The 18010-nt window shown below is 59.6% G+C and carries 20 protein-coding genes; 15 read left to right on the top strand and 5 right to left on the bottom strand.

Features of this window, described 5'->3' with window-relative positions:
* Window positions 1–172 precede the first annotated feature (172 nt).
* Entirely contained in the window at window positions 173–415 is a 243-nt protein-coding gene (locus V8G57_RS12670) for an H-NS histone family protein (protein WP_342829683.1), read from the bottom strand.
* A 186-nt stretch (window positions 416–601) separates the two neighbouring features.
* On the opposite strand from V8G57_RS12670, the gene V8G57_RS12665 reads away from it, so the two are divergent.
* Both V8G57_RS12665 and V8G57_RS12660 read left to right on the top strand, forming a co-directional pair.
* Window positions 602–997 carry a hypothetical protein gene (locus V8G57_RS12665; protein WP_342829682.1) on the top strand — a complete coding sequence of 132 codons (396 nt, stop codon included), beginning with the start codon at window positions 602–604 and terminating at the stop codon, window positions 995–997.
* Between the two features lie 169 nt (window positions 998–1166).
* Window positions 1167–1481: a hypothetical protein gene (locus V8G57_RS12660; protein WP_342829681.1), complete on the top strand. Its 315-nt coding sequence runs from the start codon at window positions 1167–1169 to the stop codon at window positions 1479–1481.
* A 30-nt stretch (window positions 1482–1511) separates the two neighbouring features.
* Here V8G57_RS12660 and V8G57_RS12655 read toward each other — a convergent pair whose 3' ends face one another.
* Complete coding sequence (locus V8G57_RS12655) at window positions 1512–1859, bottom strand: hypothetical protein (protein WP_092399333.1); 348 nt, start codon at window positions 1857–1859, stop codon at window positions 1512–1514.
* Between the two features lie 273 nt (window positions 1860–2132).
* Between V8G57_RS12655 and V8G57_RS12650 the strand changes: the two genes are divergently transcribed.
* Both V8G57_RS12650 and V8G57_RS12645 read left to right on the top strand, forming a co-directional pair.
* Complete coding sequence (locus V8G57_RS12650; protein ID WP_092399331.1) at window positions 2133–2966, top strand: isocitrate lyase/PEP mutase family protein; 834 nt, start codon at window positions 2133–2135, stop codon at window positions 2964–2966.
* A 67-nt stretch (window positions 2967–3033) separates the two neighbouring features.
* A complete protein-coding gene (locus V8G57_RS12645) occupies window positions 3034–3540 on the top strand; it encodes a DUF1178 family protein (protein ID WP_342829680.1) in 507 nt (168 codons plus the stop codon).
* A 9-nt stretch (window positions 3541–3549) separates the two neighbouring features.
* Here V8G57_RS12645 and V8G57_RS12640 read toward each other — a convergent pair whose 3' ends face one another.
* Genes V8G57_RS12640 through gmk form a run of 3 tightly spaced genes read right to left on the bottom strand, consistent with a single transcriptional unit; the run spans window position 3550 to window position 6773 of the window.
* Window positions 3550–5835 (bottom strand): RelA/SpoT family protein, encoded by a 2286-nt coding sequence (locus V8G57_RS12640; RefSeq protein WP_342829679.1) that lies wholly within the window; start codon window positions 5833–5835, stop codon window positions 3550–3552.
* 33 nt (window positions 5836–5868) lie between these two features.
* Window positions 5869–6072: a DNA-directed RNA polymerase subunit omega gene (gene rpoZ, locus V8G57_RS12635; protein ID WP_092351791.1), complete on the bottom strand. Its 204-nt coding sequence runs from the start codon at window positions 6070–6072 to the stop codon at window positions 5869–5871.
* A 56-nt stretch (window positions 6073–6128) separates the two neighbouring features.
* Window positions 6129–6773, bottom strand: coding sequence for a guanylate kinase (gene gmk, locus V8G57_RS12630; RefSeq protein ID WP_014006294.1), 645 nt, complete (start codon window positions 6771–6773; stop codon window positions 6129–6131).
* Window positions 6774–7070: 297 nt separating this feature from the next.
* Between gmk and V8G57_RS12625 the strand changes: the two genes are divergently transcribed.
* The 11 genes from V8G57_RS12625 (at window position 7071) to V8G57_RS12575 (ending at window position 18009) form a co-directional block, all read left to right on the top strand.
* Complete coding sequence (locus V8G57_RS12625) at window positions 7071–7322, top strand: DUF2164 domain-containing protein (RefSeq protein WP_092399325.1); 252 nt, start codon at window positions 7071–7073, stop codon at window positions 7320–7322.
* 128 nt (window positions 7323–7450) lie between these two features.
* Window positions 7451–8911, top strand: coding sequence for a threonine synthase (gene thrC, locus V8G57_RS12620; RefSeq protein ID WP_342829677.1), 1461 nt, complete (start codon window positions 7451–7453; stop codon window positions 8909–8911).
* Window positions 8912–8928: 17 nt separating this feature from the next.
* A complete protein-coding gene (locus V8G57_RS12615; protein ID WP_342829676.1) occupies window positions 8929–10173 on the top strand; it encodes a molybdopterin molybdotransferase MoeA in 1245 nt (414 codons plus the stop codon).
* Window positions 10174–10207: 34 nt separating this feature from the next.
* A complete protein-coding gene (moaD, locus tag V8G57_RS12610; RefSeq protein ID WP_092399319.1) occupies window positions 10208–10465 on the top strand; it encodes a molybdopterin converting factor subunit 1 in 258 nt (85 codons plus the stop codon).
* Between the two features lie 33 nt (window positions 10466–10498).
* A complete protein-coding gene (locus V8G57_RS12605) occupies window positions 10499–10987 on the top strand; it encodes a molybdenum cofactor biosynthesis protein MoaE (protein WP_092399317.1) in 489 nt (162 codons plus the stop codon).
* A complete protein-coding gene (gene crcB, locus V8G57_RS12600) occupies window positions 10984–11358 on the top strand; it encodes a fluoride efflux transporter CrcB (RefSeq protein ID WP_092399315.1) in 375 nt (124 codons plus the stop codon). Before V8G57_RS12605 ends, crcB begins: the two co-directional genes overlap by 4 nt.
* 189 nt (window positions 11359–11547) lie before the next feature.
* The gene (locus tag V8G57_RS12595) at window positions 11548–11757 is read left to right on the top strand and encodes a hypothetical protein (RefSeq protein ID WP_139220099.1); all 210 of its coding nucleotides are present in this window, start codon (window positions 11548–11550) and stop codon (window positions 11755–11757) included.
* A 124-nt stretch (window positions 11758–11881) separates the two neighbouring features.
* Entirely contained in the window at window positions 11882–14485 is a 2604-nt protein-coding gene (gene clpB, locus V8G57_RS12590; protein WP_342829675.1) for an ATP-dependent chaperone ClpB, read from the top strand.
* A 259-nt stretch (window positions 14486–14744) separates the two neighbouring features.
* On the top strand, window positions 14745–16541 hold the full coding sequence (locus V8G57_RS12585) for a diguanylate cyclase (protein ID WP_254785139.1): 1797 nt from the start codon (window positions 14745–14747) through the stop codon (window positions 16539–16541).
* A gap of 32 nt (window positions 16542–16573) precedes the next feature.
* Window positions 16574–17068 carry a ribonuclease E activity regulator RraA gene (gene rraA / locus V8G57_RS12580; RefSeq protein ID WP_342829674.1) on the top strand — a complete coding sequence of 165 codons (495 nt, stop codon included), beginning with the start codon at window positions 16574–16576 and terminating at the stop codon, window positions 17066–17068.
* Between the two features lie 284 nt (window positions 17069–17352).
* Window positions 17353–18009 (top strand): RNA polymerase factor sigma-70, encoded by a 657-nt coding sequence (locus V8G57_RS12575; protein WP_092399307.1) that lies wholly within the window; start codon window positions 17353–17355, stop codon window positions 18007–18009.
* The last annotated feature ends 1 nt before the right edge of the window (window position 18010 follow it).

The raw sequence follows: 18010 nt of genomic DNA, 5'->3' as shown, positions 1-18010 counted from the left end.
ACTACGATGCGCAGCTGGGCAACGGCGGGTTGCGCAACAGCGTGCTGGCGCTGGGGCTGCGCTTCAGGCTTGATTGATCCGGGTATTCTTGAGCCGCGGTTGTCATTGACGGATATCTTGAAGGGCTCTTTATCCGCCAACGACAACAACCTGGCGTCAAATCCGTATTGCCTTACATTTCGCTGCCGGCCGGTGCATCGGCGTGCGCAGGTGCATGCGCTTCTGCTTCCACCGCAGGGCCGGTTTTCATGATGCGCTTCTTGCCCATCAGGCCCAGGTCGGCACCGGTGATGCCGTATTCCTGCATCTTGGTTTTGATTTCGGTAATGACGTCAGCAATTTCGGCCTGACGCAGTTCTTCCGCCTGTTTCCTCAATTGTTCGATTTGTGCTTGCAGCTCTTTGTATGTCGTCATTTCTGTTGCTTTCTTTCGGCGTTTGGGACGCGCAAGTATACCGTAACCACGCAATGCGATGGAATGATACAGCTTGTTGCAAAGATTACCGATTTGTAGTTACCCTCTCCATTGCACAACCTATATTGAATACAGGAAGGCAGTTTGTGCCGTCGTGCTGGCGGCATGGGAAGTGAAGGTGTTGCGATGAAAAAGCTGACGGTTTTATGGTTTGCGGCAGCCGCGCTGATGCTAAGCGCGGCCAGCGGTTCGTTGCTTGCACAAAACAATGGATTCCACGGACAGGGCGGTTTTCACGGCAATGGCAACGGCATGAACCATGGCGGCGGACACCAGGCTCGCCACGGTTTCCACCGGTTCCACGATTTCCATGGACGGGGCCGGATCATCATTGGCGGTCCTTTTTTCTGGCCGCCGGTCTATCGCGACCCGTTCTTTTATCAGGATGCGGTGCCGCTGATGTATGTGCAGCCTGATGCCAACTACAGTTACTACTGCAACGATCCCGTCGGATATTATCCTGATGTGCAGGCTTGCCCGACTGGCTGGTTGCGGGTCGCTCCCGACGATGCGCCATATTGATTCGATCGCAAGCCGCGTAAAAAATGCCGCTCCCTTGAGCGGCATTTTTTCGTGCGCGTCCGCATGACAGCCATGCCCCGGCAAATTTTCATCCGGCATCTTGCTGCGGAATGGCAGGGCGCGTACCATGAAGCAAAAAATCATTCGACTTTCTATCCCGGAGAAATGCATGTCTATTCATATGATTGAAGCGGTTCGTTTTAATGTCGCCGGCGACCGGGTCGAAGAAGTGCGCTGGGGACGGGCAAAGCCCAAGGATGACGGTTCGATCGGATGGGAGCACAAGACCTCGGAGCAGGACGTCAGCCTGGTGGTGGATGCACTGCATTTCGGCGACGAGGTGGCGACGGCGTTTTCAATCGACGGAAAAATCGTGCGCGGTCCCAACATCGCACTGGTGATCTACGAGCACGGGATTGAAGGCATCGGCATCACCGGCCAGGATGCGCCCGGCCGCACGCTGGCCGATTTGCCGCGGTTCTGACAAGGCTCGCTGCAAATCCGCCTGGTTAGGTTAAAAATTGCTGGAGGATGTCGGGCCGCGCGCCGCATCGGTGCGGATCGGGACGCCGTTGGCATCGCTGCCATGGGTTTCGCGCCATTCCTGGCGATGCCGCTCGATCTCGGCCCATTGTTCGACGCGCCGCTTTTCCCATTCATTGCGTTCGCGCCAGACCGGCGCCACGATCACGGCGGCCGGCGGCTGGAACAGCTGCGCCGGATGCAGTTCCGCGCCATATAAGGCCGGCGGCGCGTAAAAGGGCGCGGTTCCGCCAATCCCGATACCTGCATCGGCAATGGCCCGGTTCGGCATTCCTGCAGCCAGGCCCGCCAGCGCCAGCACGAATAATATTTTTCCCATATCGCCCCCCGATTCGCCGCTTCAAACCCAATAGCGCAATCCCTTCAGGACTTCATTCTAGGAAACAAATCGCCGCGAAGCTAATGGAGATTCGCTGTATATCGGGCTTTTTCAGACATCTTTCGCGGAGCGCTGCACGAAGTAGTTGCTGGTGGTAATGTTTGTGTCTTGATGGCACTGCAGTTACTGGCATAAATTGGTAACGGACAAGATTTTTCCATATGAGAAATCATGAAAAATTTTGCGCCAATGAATTTCTAACGGAGGTACCGAATGCAATCCCAGGCCGAAAAAGCCCGCATATTCCAGCAGCTTCATGCACGTGACGGTGCGTTCATCATTCCCAATCCATGGGATATCGGCAGTGCCAGGCTGCTGGCCCTGCTTGGATTTGAAGCCTTGGCGAGCACCAGCGCGGGGTTTGCCTTTTCGCGCGGGCAGCTGGATGGCGGCATAGGACGCCAGCAGATGATGGCGCATTTGACTGAACTGGCCGCCGCTACCGACCTGCCGCTCAGCGCCGACCTGGAAAATGGTTTCGGCGAGGCGCCGGCGATGGTCGCCGAGACCATCAGGCTGGCTGCAGCCACCGGCATCGTCGGCGGTTCTATCGAAGACGCCAGCGGCAATCGCGACGATCCGATTTACGCACTGGAACTGGCCGCAGACCGCGTGCGTGCAGCGGCCGAAGCGGCGCGCGGCCTGGATTTTCCATTTACGCTGACTGCGCGGGCGGAAAATTACCTGGCTGGCCGGCCCGATCTGAAAGACACGATCGAGCGGCTCCAGGCATACCAGGAAGCCGGCGCCGACGTGCTGTATGCGCCGGGCCTGAAAAGCCGGGAAGATATCGCGGCGGTGGTGAGTTCGCTGGATAAGCCGGTGAACGTGGTGATGGGGCTGCAGGGCGTGCAGCTCAGCTTGCGGGAACTGGGTGCCATCGGCGTCAAGCGGGTCAGCGTCGGCGGCTCCCTGGCGCGCGCCGCATTGGGAGCGTTCATACGCGCAGCTGAAGAGATGCGCGAGCATGGCACGTTTACCTACGGCGAGGAGGCGGTGACTACGCGGCGCATCAGCGAGATGCTGCAGGCGGCCGGCAAACTTTGAGCAGCGGAAGCTGGTAATAAGTTATATGCTGGTTAGTGTAAGATCCTTGCTTTTCCGTGCTGAAGAATTGCTGCTCACCATGAAAGTCTACAATCTAGCTTGTGACCAGAATCATCGTTTTGAGGGCTGGTTTGCCTCAGAGGAGGATTTTGTTACGCAATCCGCGGCGCAGCAGATCGTCTGCCCGGTATGCGATAGCTTCAAGGTCGGCAAGCTGCCATCAGCTCCGCATCTGAATTTGTCCGCAGCCAGGCCCAATGCGTCCCGGCCTGGCGCGGCCCGGCCGGACGCGGCCCGACCGGATCCCGCCGGCGCAGAGGAGCAGCGCCAGGGCTCGCCGGCAATGGCGCAATTCCAGCAGCGGCTGCAGGATATGGCGCGTCATGTCATTGAAAACACTGAGGATGTCGGCGAAGGTTTTACCGAAGAAGCGCGCCGGATCCATTACAAGGAAGTTGCCGAGCATGGCATCCGGGGCGTGGCCTCGCCGCAGCAGTGCCAGGAACTGGCGGAAGAAGGCATCGAGGTTTTTCAGCTGCCGCTGCCGATCCCGCACAAGCGGACGCTGCAGTAAGGCGGCAGCTTAGCCGCTGCGGTCGCGCAGGATCCGCGTGACGCCGCGGATGCGGCGCACATTGCGCATCAGCCTGGCCAGGTGCACCCGGTCTTCGACCTGGATGGTGAAGATCAGCTGGGTCATCAGCTGGTCCTTGTCGTCATCCATGTTGACGTAGATGATGTTGGCGTCGGAATCGCCGATTTCGGCGGCAACCCGGGCCAGGATGCCTTTGTCGTTATGCACCAGCACCTTGATGCGGCAGTCGAAACGGCGGTTCAGGTCTTCACCCCACAGCACTTCGATCCAGCGGTCCGGATCCTTGCTGCGCTGGCGCTTGGCGATATTGCAGTCTTCGGCGTGCACCACCAGGCCCTGGTCGCGCTTGAGCTGGCCGGTGATATGGTCGCCCGGAATCGGTTGGCAGCACGGCGACAGCTGCACCGATACGCCTTCGCTGCCGTAGATCACCACCGGATCCATCTTGGTCGGAGCGGCGACGCCTTCCATGTCGAGCAACGGCGTTACCAAGGGTTCGTTTTCCAGCAAGCCCATGATATGGCGCGCCACCAGGGTCGCCATGCGTTTGCCGACGCCGATGTCGGCATAGATTTCATCGAGCGACTTGGCGCTGGATTCATTCAGCAGGCGGTCGACCACGATAGGCGCCAGCACCGGATTCAGGTTGAGCATCGCCAGCGCCTGCGACAGCAGCCGCTGGCCGAGTTCTACCGACTCGCTCAGGTTGATGGTGCGCAAGTGATGGCGGATCGCTGAACGCGCCTTGCCGGTGCGCACAAAGCTGAGCCAGTTGGGACTCGGGCGTGAACTGGGCGAGGTAATGATTTCGACGATGTCGCCGTTATGCAGCTCGGTGCGCAGCGGCGCCGGTTCATGGTTGATCTTGGCGGCGATGGTCTGGTCGCCGACATCGGTATGGATGGTGTAGGCGAAATCGAGGGCGGTGGCGCCGCGCGGCAGGGCGATGATTTTCGATTTCGGCGTGAACACGTAAACCGAATCGGGGAACAAGTCTACTTTGACGTGTTCCAGGAACTCGGCCGAATCGCCGGTCTGTTTCTGGATATCGAGCAGCGACTGCAGCCAGGCATGGGTGCGCTGCTGCAAGTCGCTCAGGTTGCCTTCTTCATCCTTGTACAGCCAGTGCGCGGCGACGCCCGACTCGGCCACGCGATGCATGTCCTGGGTGCGGATCTGGAATTCCACCGGCGTGCCGTAAGGCCCGATCAGTGTAGTGTGCAGCGACTGGTAGCCGTTCAGCTTGGGAATCGCGATGTAATCCTTGAACTTGCCCGGCATCGGCTTGTACAGCGCGTGCAGGGTGCCCAGCGCCAGGTAGCAGTTGGCGAAGGTGTCGACCACGATGCGGAAGCCGTAGACATCCAGCACCTGCGAAAACGACAGGTGCTTGTTGTGCATCTTGCGGTAGATGCCGAACAGGCTTTTTTCGCGGCCGTCTATCTGAGCATTGATGCCCGTCGCCGCCAGCGTGGTGCTGACCGATTCCAGGATCTTGCTGACCACTTCGCGGCGGTTGCCGCGGGCTGCCTTGACTGCCTTGGCCAGGGTGCGGTGGCGCAGCGGATACAGGTGGGAGAACGCCAGTTCCTGCAGTTCACGGTAAATATTGTTGAGGCCCAGCCGATGCGCGATCGGGATGTAGACCTCCATGGTCTCACGCGCGATGCGGCGTTTCTTTTCCGGGATCATCACACCCAGCGTGCGCATGTTGTGCAGGCGGTCGGCCAGCTTGACCAGGATCACCCGCACGTCGCGCGCCATCGCCAGCAGCATCTTGCGGAAGTTCTCGGCCTGGGCTTCGATCTGGCTCTGGAATTCGATCTTGTCCAGCTTCGACAGGCCATCCACCAAAGTCGCCACCGGCGCGCCGAAACGTTCGATCAGCTCGTCCTTCTTGACGTCCTGGTCTTCCATGACGTCGTGCAGCAGGGCCGCCATGATGGCTTGCGCATCCAGCTTCCAGTCGGCGCAGATTTCGGCGACGGCGATCGGATGCGAGATATAGGGTTCGCCGGATTTGCGCATCTGCCCCAGATGCATTTCATCCGAAAAGCGATACGCTTCCTTGACCTTCTTCAGCTCGGCTGGGGTCAGGTATTCGGCAAGCTTGGTGGTCAGGTGCGTGATCGAGGCAACGCCGGGTTGAAGCGCGGGCTGGTGATCTGGCAAGGGAGGAGTATTCGCGGGTTTTCTGGCTGAGCGGGGGGATGCCGCCCGTTTTTTAGTGGTTGCGGCTGACGACAGGCTTGAATCTGGAGATGTCAGGTTCATACTGGGTAGTTATCAGCCGCATGATGTTAATGGTTAACCAGGTACCTTTTTCAGCATTTCAATACCAATCTTGCCTGCGGCGATTTCGCGCAGTGCAATTACGGTTGGCTTGTCTTTTGCGTCAATCTTGGCAGTGTGGCCTTGCAACAGCTGGCGCGCGCGGTAAGTCGCGGACAGCGTCAACTGAAAACGGTTAGGGATCTGTTTCAAACAATCTTCGATAGTGATGCGGGCCATATATTCTCCGGAAAACGGTGTAGCTTGGTGTTGGCTTGATGCTGGTTGATTTAATGCTAACTTAAGTTGGCGTGTATGCCTAATTGGGCAAACAAAGACGCGTTGCGCACTGCCTGCTGCGAAAAGCGGCAGCGAGTGGCTTTGACTATCGCTGTTAATTCCGACAAAGCAGATGCAAACTCTTGATTAATAATAACATATTCAAACTCGGGGGCGTGGGCGATTTCGCCGCCGGCGGCAAGAATGCGACGCGTGATGACCTGCGGTTCATCCTGTCCGCGCTTTTTCAGGCGGTCTTCCAGCGCTGCGATCGATGGCGGCAGGATAAAAATGCCGACCGCGTGCGGGAACTGCTTCTTCACCTGCTGCGCGCCTTGCCAGTCGATTTCCAGCAAAACGTCGGTGCCCGACTGCATTTGCTCGGCAATCGCCAGGCGCGAAGTGCCGTAATAATTGGTATGGACTTCAGCCCATTCCAGGAATTCACCCTGCTTATGGCGCGCCCGGAAATCTTCGACCGTAGTGAAATGGTATTCGCGGCCGTCCTGCTCGCCCGGGCGCGGCGGCCGCGTGGTGTAGGAGATCGACAGCTTGATGGCTTGTTCTTGCGCCAGCAGGGCGTTGACCAGCGTCGATTTGCCGGCGCCGGAAGGTGCAACCACCATGAACAGGCTGCCAGACATGGGGTGCTCGTCGGGCATGGCCGAACCGGCCAGCAGTTCATTTGGTGAAGCAGGTATTAGTGGTGGTGTCATGTCAATTGGATAATGTGCAAGCTGACAAGCATATTTAACATACTTGTATATAAGAGTGACATTGTATCAGCGCGACAATAAGGCTGCAGCCGATTTGTATCATTCCTGCATAGCGCGAACGGCAGGTATATTGGCGCTGTGATAACGGTGCTGCCGGCCATGGTGTACATTTATGGGTTTCCAAAAAGCGCCGTGCCCCGGCCGTCGCGTTTTGACGATGTACAGATGACAAGGAAGAGCGCCATGGCGATCAAATTGCAGCAAAGCGAGCAGAAAGACCTGGTCGGATCGATCCAGCGCTATTTCAAGGAAAACATGGAAGAGCCTATCGGCGACCTGCAAGCCGGCATGCTGCTCGATTTTTGCCTGCGCGTGATCGGCCCCGGCATCTATAACCAGGCGATAGCCGATGCGCAGGCGCACATGGAGGCGAAAGTTTCCGACCTGGCGATCGAGTGCTACGAAGAGACCGGCGACTACTGGAAGAAAAAATAAGCCCGGCACCCACTTGCATCGCCTGTGCAAAGCTGACAGCAGCATGGCAGCGAACGTTATAATGCAAACAGCAGCTTGTAACCAGATTCTGATCCTGACCCGCAATTTTAAATAACGCCATCCACAATATGCATTATGTTTCGACCCGCGGCCACGCCGCTGCGCAAAATTTCTCCGAAATCCTGTTAGGCGGCCTGGCCCCGGATGGCGGCTTGTACCTGCCTGAAAAATATCCGCAAGTCAGCGGCGCCGAACTGGATCAGTGGCGCGGCCTGTCGTACGCTGACCTGGCGTTCGAGGTGTTGAAGAAATTCGCGACCGACGTGCCCCAGGCCGACCTGAAGGCCCTGGCGCACAAGACCTACAGCGCCGAGGTGTACTGCAATGCGCGGGCAGGCGAAGACGCCGGCCAGATCACGCCTTTGCGCGTGCTGGAAGAAAAGGACGGCGGCAAGCTGCTGTTGCAAGCGTTGTCGAACGGTCCGACGCTGGCCTTCAAGGACATGGCGATGCAGCTGCTGGGCAACCTGTTTGAATATACGCTGGCGAAGAACGACGCCAAGCTGAACATTTTCGGCGCTACTTCCGGCGATACCGGCAGCGCGGCGGAATATGCGATGCGCGGCAAAAAAGGCATACGCGTCTTCATGCTGTCGCCGCACAAGAAGATGAGCGCATTCCAGACCGCGCAGATGTTCAGCCTGCAGGATCCGAACATCTTCAATATCGCGGTCGAAGGCGTATTCGACGATTGCCAGGACATGGTCAAGGCGGTATCCAACGACCACGCCTTCAAAGCCGGCCAGAAAATCGGCACCGTCAATTCGATCAACTGGGCGCGCGTGGTGGCGCAAGTGGTGTATTACTTCCGCGGCTACCTGAGCGCCACAACCAGCAACGATCAGAAAGTATCGTTCACCGTTCCTTCGGGCAATTTCGGCAATATCTGCGCCGGCCATATCGCGCGCATGATGGGCTTGCCGATCGATAAGCTGGTGGCCGCCACCAACGAGAACGACGTGCTCGACGAATTCTTCCGCACCGGCGTCTACCGGGTGCGCAAGCCGGCCGAGACTTATCACACCAGCAGCCCCAGCATGGACATCAGCAAGGCGTCCAATTTCGAGCGTTTCATCCACGATCTGCTGGATGGCGACAGCGAGCGCGTGCGCGCCTTGTTCCACAAGGTGGAAACCGCAGGCGGGTTCAGCCTGGCGGGCGGCCCCGGCAGCGATGGCGACGAATTTGCCAGGATCGGCGGTTTCGGCTTCCAGTCCGGCAAGTCGACCCACCAGGACCGGCTGGCCACCATCCGCGATATCGAACAGCGCTACGGCGTCACCATCGACACCCATACCGCGGACGGCATCAAGGTGGCGCGCGAATACCTGGTTCCTGGGGTGCCGATGATCGTGCTGGAAACCGCGTTGCCGGCCAAGTTCAACGAAACCATCCGCGAAGCGCTTGGGCGCGACGCGGAGCGGCCGGCCGGTTTTGAAAACATAGAAGCGCTGCCGCAGCGCTTCGAAGTAATGGCGGCCGACGTGGCGCAGGTGAAGACTTTCATCGCCAGCCACACCGGCTTGTAAGCTTGCCGCGACCAGACATGCAAAAACCTCCGATGTTATCCGTTGCCGAAGCCCTCGATGTATTGCTGGCAGCGCCGCGGCCGCTGGTCGACGCCGCCGCCACCGAACTGGTCCCGACGCTGTCCGCGAATGGCCGGATACTGGCGGATGCCCAGGTTTCCCGGCTCAACGTGCCGCCGGCGGACAATACGCAAATGGATGGCTATGCGGTACGCGCCGCGGATTGCGCCAGCGGCGCTGCCGGAGGGACGCGCTTGCCTGTCTCGCAGCGGATTCCCGCCGGCCATGTCGGTGCGCCGCTGCAAGCCGGCACCGCTGCCCGCATCTTTACCGGCGCCATGATTCCAGAAGGCGCCGATGCCGTGGTCATGCAGGAAATGTGCGAGGCCGACGGCGACGCCGTCGTCATCAAACATGCACCGGCCGCCGGCGAGTGGGTGCGCCGCGCCGGCGAAGATATCCGCAGCGGCAGCGTGATCCTGCCGGCCGGCACGCGGTTGCGGCCGCAGCATCTGGGCCTGGCGGCTTCGGTCGGTCTGGAAGCCTTGCCGGTGCTGCGCAAATTGCGGGTGGCGATGTTTTTCACCGGCGACGAACTGGCCATGCCCGGCCAGCCGCTGAAACCGGGCGCCATCTACAACTCGAACCGCTTCGTATTGCGCGGCCTGCTGGAAAACCTGGGTTGCGAAATCAGCGATTACGGCATCGTCCCCGACAACCGCGAAGCAACCCGCGAGGCGCTGCGCCTTGCGGCGCAAGAGCATGACTTGATCCTGACCTCGGGCGGCGTGTCGGTCGGGGAAGAGGACCACGTCAAGCCGGCGGTGGAAGCGGAAGGGCGTCTGAACATGTGGCAGATCGCCATGAAGCCTGGCAAGCCGCTGGCCTTCGGCGAAGTCCGCCGCGCTGCAGGCGGCACGGCTTTCTTTATCGGCTTGCCCGGTAATCCGGTATCCAGTTTTGTCACCTTCCTGATCTTCGTGCGGCCATTCATCCTGCGCCAGCAAGGCGTGGCGGCAAGCGGACTGGCGCCGCAAGCGGTGACCATGCGCGCCGACTTCGACTGGCCCAAGGCGGACCGCCGCCAGGAATTCCTGCGCGCAAAAATCAACGCCGACGGCGGCCTTGACCTGTTCCCGCAGCAAGGTTCGGGCGTGCTGACGTCGACCGTGTGGGGTGACGGCCTGGTCGACAATCCAGCCGGGAAAACCATCACCAAGGGCGATTTCCTGCGCTTTTTGCCGTTTTCCGCTTTTCTGTAAGCGGTCCTTGCAATTGACTGAAAATGAGAATGTAATGAAAATCCAGCTGCGCTTTTTTGCCAGTATCCGCGAGGCGCTCAACTTGTCTCAGGAAACGCTGGAGCTGCCGGCTACGATCGCTACCGTCGGCGAACTGCGCGCTTTCTTGCGCACCCGTGGCGCGCTCTGGGCCGAAGTACTGGCCGAGGGGCGTTCCTTGCGCATGGCGTTCAACCAGGAGCTGGCGAACGCGGATACCGCCCTGGCCGAAGGCGGCGAAGTGGCATTTTTCCCGCCGGTCACCGGCGGCTGATCCTGGTTTGCTGTTGTCCGTGAGGTCTTGATTATGCCCATCCGTGTCCAGGCTGAAGATTTCGATTTCGCCGCCGAGCTTGCGCAGCTGCGGTTGTCCAATCCCAAGATTGGCGCTGTCGTCAGCTTTCTCGGCACCGTGCGCGATCTGAACGACGGCAGCGCCGTCGCCCAGATGGAGCTGGAGCATTACCCAGGCATGACCGAGAAAGCCCTGACGGCCATCGTCGACCAGGCCAAGCAGCGCTGGGATATCTTCGACGCCCTGGTGATACACCGCATCGGTCCCTTGCTGCCGCTGGACCAGATCGTACTGGTGGCGGTGAGCTCGGCGCATCGCGGAGACGCCTTCGCCGCCTGCGAATACATCATCGACTACCTCAAAACCGAAGCGCCGTTCTGGAAAAAGGAACACACGGAACAGGGCGCGCGCTGGGTCGACGCCCGCAGCGCCGACGACGAGGCGCTGGCCAAATGGGAACAGGACGCGCTGCCGTTGCCTATGCGCGAAAGCAAGAAGTGAGTTGGCTGGCGGTTGGCGTCGGCGCTGTCCTCGGCGCCTGGCTGCGCTGGGGCGCAAGCATCTTGCTGGGGGCCTACCAGAACCAATTGCCGCTGGGAACTTTGCTGGTGAACCTGGCGGGCGGCTACATGGCCGGCCTGGCAGTCGCCTTCTTCGAAGCGCATCCCGTGCTGCCGATCGAATGGCGTTTGCTGGTGATTACCGGATTTCTTGGCGGGCTGACGACCTTTTCCACTTTTTCCGCAGAATCGATGGTGCTTCTGCAGCACGGCCAATATGCCTGGTTCCTCGGACATACCGTATTGCATCTATGCGGTTCGATTATCTTGTGTATCGCTGGTTTTATGACTTACCGGGTCTTGTTTTTCTGATTTAAGATGCCTCTTAAAGACAGGATGATAAAAAGAAAATATTCTGCATAAACAAGGGCTCGGGACTGGAAAGGCAGGCATATGGAGGCTATATCTAAAGCTGTTTACCTGCAGGAAGCAATTGTCAAAAGGAAAAAAACGCAAAGGCAGTCATTTGACGGTGGCGATGGCGGTGGCTATGATGAAAATATGGAAACCAGGGTTCTGAAACTTGAAGAATGTGTGAATGACGCGCGCGACCGGCTGGCGCGGATAGAAACGCGCCTGGACCAGACGGCTACCAGCGCCGACATGCACAGGGAAATGACGGACCAGACCTGGCGCCTGGTGACGTTTGTCTGCGGCTTCGGCTCTGCCCTGGTGGCCGTGACCTACTTCATGGCTACGCACATCAGGTAGTCCGGCCTGTGGATGTCGCGCCAGCTCTTCCTTGCGAAGGGCTTTTTTTATGCCTAGCCGATGCCTAACTTGAAATCAGCAGGTCTGTCCCAATTTTCTATCCATTAGATATTTTGGAGGAACCATGCGTTTCGATAAATTGACCACAAAACTGCAGGAAGCGATTGCCGACGCCCAAAGCCAGGCAGTCGGCAATGATAATCAATACATCGATCCGGTCCATGCGTTGATCGCGCTGCTGAACCAGGACGACGGCAGCGCCACCTCGCTGCTGCAACGGGCCGGCGTCAACGTCGCGGCCCTGGGGAATGGCCTGAAAGCTGCGCTGGAACGCCTGCCCAAGGTAAGCGGCGCCGGCGGTGAAGTGCAGATTGGGCGCGAACTGCTGGCATTGCTCAACCTGGCGGACAAGGAAGCGCAAAAACGCGGCGACCAGTTCATCGCCAGCGAGATGCTATTGCTGGCCCTGCTCGACGACAAGTCGGACGCTGGCCGGCTGGCGCGCGAAAACGGCCTCACGCGCAAAGCGCTGGAAGCGGCGATTACGGCGGTGCGCGGCGGCGCCAACGTGGCTTCCCAGGATGGCGAAGGCCAGCGCGAAGCCCTGAAGAAATACACCCTGGACCTGACCGAACGGGCGCGCCTCGGCAAGCTCGATCCTGTGATTGGCCGCGACGATGAAATCCGGCGCGCGATCCAGGTGCTGCAACGGCGCAGCAAGAACAACCCGGTGCTGATCGGCGAACCGGGCGTCGGCAAGACCGCGATCGTCGAAGGCCTGGCGCAACGGATCGTCAACGGCGAAGTGCCTGACAGCCTGAAATCGAAGCGGGTCCTGTCGCTCGACATGGCAGCCTTGCTGGCCGGCGCGAAATTCCGCGGCGAATTCGAGGAGCGCCTGAAAGCGGTGCTGAAGGAAATTGCCCAGGATGAAGGACAAACCATCGTCTTCATCGACGAATTGCACACCATGGTCGGCGCCGGCAAGGCGGAGGGCGCGATGGATGCCGGCAACATGCTGAAACCGGCCCTGGCGCGCGGCGAGCTGCATTGCGTCGGCGCTACCACGCTCGACGAGTACCGCAAGTACATCGAGAAAGATGCGGCGCTGGAACGGCGTTTCCAGAAAATCCTGGTCGACGAGCCTAGCGTCGAAGCGACGATTGCAATCCTGCGCGGCCTGCAGGAAAAATACGAAGTCCACCATGGCGTGGAAATTACCGACCCGGCGATCGTCGCGGCGGCGGAATTGTCGCATCGCTATATCACCGACCGTTTCCTGCCGGACAAGGCGATCGACCTGATCGATGAGGCTGCAGCCAAGATCAAGATTGAAATCGACTCCAAGCCGGAGGTGATGGATAAGCTCGACCGGCGTTTGATCCAGCTCAAGATCGAGCGTGAAGCGGTGCGCCGCGAGAAGGATGAAGCTTCGCAAAAACGCTTCGCCCTGATCGAGGAAGAAATCGAGAAACTGTCGCGCGAATACGCCGACCTGGAAGAAATATGGAAATCGGAGAAAGCCAGCGCCCAGGGCAGCAAGCACCTGAAGGAAGAGATTGAAAAGCTGCGCCTGCAAATCGACGAAGCGACGCGCAACAGCGACTGGCAAAAGGTTTCCGAACTGAAGTACGGCAAGCTGAATGAGCTGGAAAAAGCGCTGGAAACCCAATCCAGGCAAGATGCGCTGGCGGCCGCGCACCCCGATCCGAACGGCAAGCCGCAGCTGGTGCGGACCCAGGTCGGCGCCGACGAAATCGCCGAGATCGTCTCGCGCGCAACCGGCATCCCGGTGTCCAAGATGCTGCAGGGCGAGCGCGACAAGCTGGTCAAGATGGAAGACGAACTGCACAAGCGCGTGGTGGGCCAGGACGAGGCGATCGTTGCGGTATCGGATGCCATCCGCCGTTCGCGCGCCGGGCTGAGCGATCCTGACCGGCCATACGGCTCGTTCATGTTCCTCGGGCCGACCGGCGTCGGCAAGACCGAGCTGTGCAAGGCCCTGGCCGGTTTCCTGTTCGACAGCACCGATGCCTTGATCCGCATCGACATGAGCGAGTTCATGGAGAAACATTCGGTCGCACGCCTGATCGGCGCGCCGCCCGGCTATGTCGGTTACGAGGAGGGCGGCTACCTGACCGAGCTGGTGCGCCGCAAGCCGTACAGCGTGATCCTGCTGGATGAAATCGAGAAGGCCCATCCGGACGTGTTCAACGTACTGCTGCAGGTGCTGGACGACGGCCGCATGACCGATGGCCAGGGCCGTACCGTGGATTTCAAGAATACGGTGATCGTGATGACCTCGAACCTGGGTTCGCATCGGATCCAGGCAATGGAGGGCAGCGATCCGGCGGTGGTGAAGATGGAAGTGATGGCTGAAGTCAGGAACCATTTCCGGCCGGAGTTCATCAACCGCATCGATGAAATCGTGGTGTTCCATGCCCTCGACGAGAAGAACATCGGCGCCATCGCCAAGATCCAGCTGAAGATCCTCGAACAGCGCCTGGCGAAAATGGACATGGGGCTGGTGATTTCGGAAGCCGGGCTGCAAAAGATCGCCGAGGCAGGTTTCGATCCGGTTTATGGTGCGCGGCCGTTGAAGCGGGCGATCCAGCAGCAGATCGAAAATCCCCTGTCAAAGTTGATTCTCGAAGGCAAGTTCGGACCGAAGGACATTATTCACATAAATGTTAACAATGGTGAGATAGTGTTCAAAGTGACAATCTAAGCTCAGATTTTACAGACGCAAACAGGTAGAATCGCGGCAGGCTTGAACGTGTCGCTTTATGAATTAAAGGTCACATGGCGATGCCGTGTGGCCTTTTTTTAGGTCTATGCTCTTAGTTCGTATTGCTTGTTTGTAGTTGAGTGTTGTGAATTGTGCATTCGATTGTAGACAACGACGGGAGCAGGCATTTTTGCGGTATGTAAAGTGACAGAGGCATTGTCCTGAAGCCAGGCGCAATTATCGTAATTTCGAGGCAAATTTGAAGCGAACGTCACTGCAGCGCTTATTCATTTTGCCGTTTGCAGCGTTGTTGTTGTTCCTGGCCGTTTCAGTCGGCTGGCTGCTCTACCAAACTGGCCAGGACGCCACCGATGCGTTGTCGCAGAAGGTCCTGGCGGACATGATGGGGGGCATCGACAGCGCAATCAACAGGCAATTATTCGACGCCGGCGCGGCGTTGCGGGTAGTCGCGCCTGATCAGGTTGCCGGCGCCGCCAACAAGAGCCCGACCCCGATCCCGTTCCCGGCCAGCGTCGGCCGGCTGGAAGAGCGCATGTGGATTGCCAGCGGCCTGTTTCCGACAGTCGGCAGCCTGATCAGCTTTACCGGTGTCGACGGCCATTTTGTCGGCATCCGCCGCATCGCCGCCAACGAATTTCGCGTCAGGCTGAGAGGCGCGGGCGAAGGCCCCACCCACTTGTATCGCAGCCGCGGGCCAGCTACCGAAAAGATATTGCTGGAGGCGGAAGAGTATGAACCGCGCGAGCAAAGCTGGTATCTGGACGCCGTCAGCCAGAGAAAAGACATATGGTCGCCGGTGTTCATCGACGCCGTCAGCAGCGAGCCGGCGCTGATGCTGGCGCGGCCGGTGTACGACGCCGGCCAGGACGTGCTTGGCGTGGTGGCCAGGGAGCTGTCGCTGCGGCCGTTGCGAGATTACCTGCAGGCGCTGCCGATGGACAAGAACGGGGTTGCTTTCGTGGCGGAGCCGAACGGCGACCTGGTCATCTCTTCCAACAGCGAAGGCGCATTTGCCCCGCGCAACGGCGCCCAGAACCAGCACATCAGGAATAACCTCAAAAATGTCAGCGCGCCTTTCATGCGCCAGAGCTGGCAGCTGGTGCAAACCTATCTGCAGCGGCATCGGGAAATGGCGCCGGTCAGCGATCCGGTAGCGGCTTCGGCAGCCAGTCCGCCCAAGCCGGGCAAGCTGATCGTCGGCGCATTCCCCAGCAAATACGGGCAGATCGAAGTGGCGGCGCAAATCCACCGCGACGCCGCCGGGCTGGAGTGGGTGGCGGTAGTCGCCTTGCCGCGCTCCGATTTCTGGGGAGCGGTCAATTCCAGCGTCTACAAGAGCCTGTACCTGGGCCTGCTGGTGATCTTGCTGGCCCTGCTGTTCGGTTACGCGATCTTGCGCTGGGTCTTGCGCGACATCCGCAAGCTGACGCTGGCCGTGCGCAGCATAGGCAGCGGCCGGCCGTTCGCCAAGCTGAACATCGACCGCCAGGACGAGATCGGCGAACTGGCGCAAAGCTTCCAGGAGATGGAGCGCAACCTGCGCACCGACCGCCTCACCAGCCTGCTCAATCGCGATTCCCTGATCGCGCAGATCGAATTCCGCCGGCGCACCGATGTCGAGCCGCACCTGTTCCGCTTTGCCGTGCTGTTCGTCGACCTCGACAAGTTCAAGCAGGTCAATGACCACTACGGCCATGACGAAGGCGATCGGGTCCTGATCGAAGTCGGCTTGCGTTTGCAGAACACCTTGCGCAAGGAAGACGAGGTCGCGCGTTTCGGCGGCGATGAATTCATCGTTTACCTGCCGGGCGTGGCCGACGAAGAATCGGCGCTGGCGATCGCGGAAAAGATCTACGCGGTATTGAACAAGCCGATCCTGATGGCCAACGGCGAGCACTGCCAGATCGGCGCATCCATCGGCGGCGCCCTGTATCCGGCCGACGGCCTCGACCTGGAAACCTTGTTGAAGGTGGCCGACAAGCGGATGTATAGTGTCAAGAAATTCGGCGGCCTGACGTTTTCGTCGGACGACTGATCTTTTTCTGACTGCCAAGCGACGGAGATGCAATGACTTTTTCTACCTGCGATTTATGCGACGCCAACGAAGACAAGCTCGGCACCGCCGCCCTGGCGGTCTTGCCGCCGGTGTTCATCGCCCTGGGCCTGCGCCAGGCTTTCTCGGGCCCGGCGCGCACGCTGAAGGTCCATGAAGACAATGTGCTGGTGCGCAGCACGCTGGAAACCGCCGGCGACGGCCAGGTGCTGGTGATCGATGGCGGCGGCAGCCTGCGCTGCGCGCTAGTCGGCGGCAATCTTGGCGTGCTGGCGCAAAAGAACGGCTGGGCCGGCATCATCGTCAACGGCTGCGTACGCGATTCGGCGGAATTGAATGCCTGCGATATCGGCGTGCGCGCGCTGGCGCTGCATCCGCAACGCAGTGTACGCAAGGGAGTAGGGGAACGCGACGTCAGCGTCGTCATCGCCGGCGTCACGGTGGCTCCCGGCGCATGGATCTATGCAGACGCCGATGGCGTGCTGGTCGCCAGCCAAAAACTCCAATGAGCCTGGCCGCTGGGATGCTTGGCAGCTAACCTTCGGCAATTGTTTCCAATAGCGGACAGTCCGCGCTACCGTCCGTTTTCCAATACCTTTTCTTCCTGAACAGACCCATGCCCGGCCCGTTAGCCGGAGCCGGGCGGGCTGCTCACGCCCATTGTTCCCACTCTCGATCCGATTCCTTCCAGCCAGGCAAAGCCATGAAAGTCATAAGGGTAATCGCAAATGATATTGAGAATGATTCGTGTTTATGATACTTTAGAGCCATCTTATCAGAGCGGAGTGAATTCATGGCGCAAATGCTTGGAAGGGCGAAGTCTTCGGCAGCGGCATCGTTATCGATCTTCAGTTCCAGCGCGTCCTCTCCCGCCGGCCCATTGCTCGACATACTGATCGCGAACCGTCCGCTGTACGTCAACGTGGCGCGCGGTTTCGTCGGCTGCACCAGCCGTGCGGAAGACGTAGTCCACGATGTTTTCCTCAAGCTGGTCGATCTTCCCGGCCAGGACGCCATACGCCAGCCGATTGCCTATGTGATGCGGATGGTGCGCAATGCCTCGATCGACGCTTGCCGGCGCCAGAATCTCGAAAACATCTACCACGCCGATGAAGACAGCGGCCTCAACATGCCGTCGCAGGAGCCGTCGCCGGAAGCGGCGCTGGTTGTGCGCGACACGCTGCGCCACGTGTATGACGCGCTGGCCCAGTTGCCGGCGCGCAGCCGCGCGGCGTTCGAGATGGTGCGCATGCGCGAAGAAACGCTGCAGAGCACCGCGCGTGCGCTCAATGTCTCGCAGACGCTGGTGCATTTCATGGTGCGGGATGTCGAGAAGCACTGCAGCGCCTGCCTGGAAGCATGCGATCGCGGCGCTGCTTTGCCGATGTTCCATGCCAATGCCGCCCGCGATGGTAAAAAATCGCGTGCGCCAATCGTCTTCATAAAGTAGG

It is taken from the genome of Collimonas rhizosphaerae (genome assembly GCF_038896935.1).
GTDB classification, from domain to species: domain Bacteria; phylum Pseudomonadota; class Gammaproteobacteria; order Burkholderiales; family Burkholderiaceae_D; genus Collimonas; species Collimonas rhizosphaerae.
The sequence above is the reverse complement of the archived record's forward strand: the minus strand, read 5'-3'. Positions and strand labels throughout refer to the sequence as shown.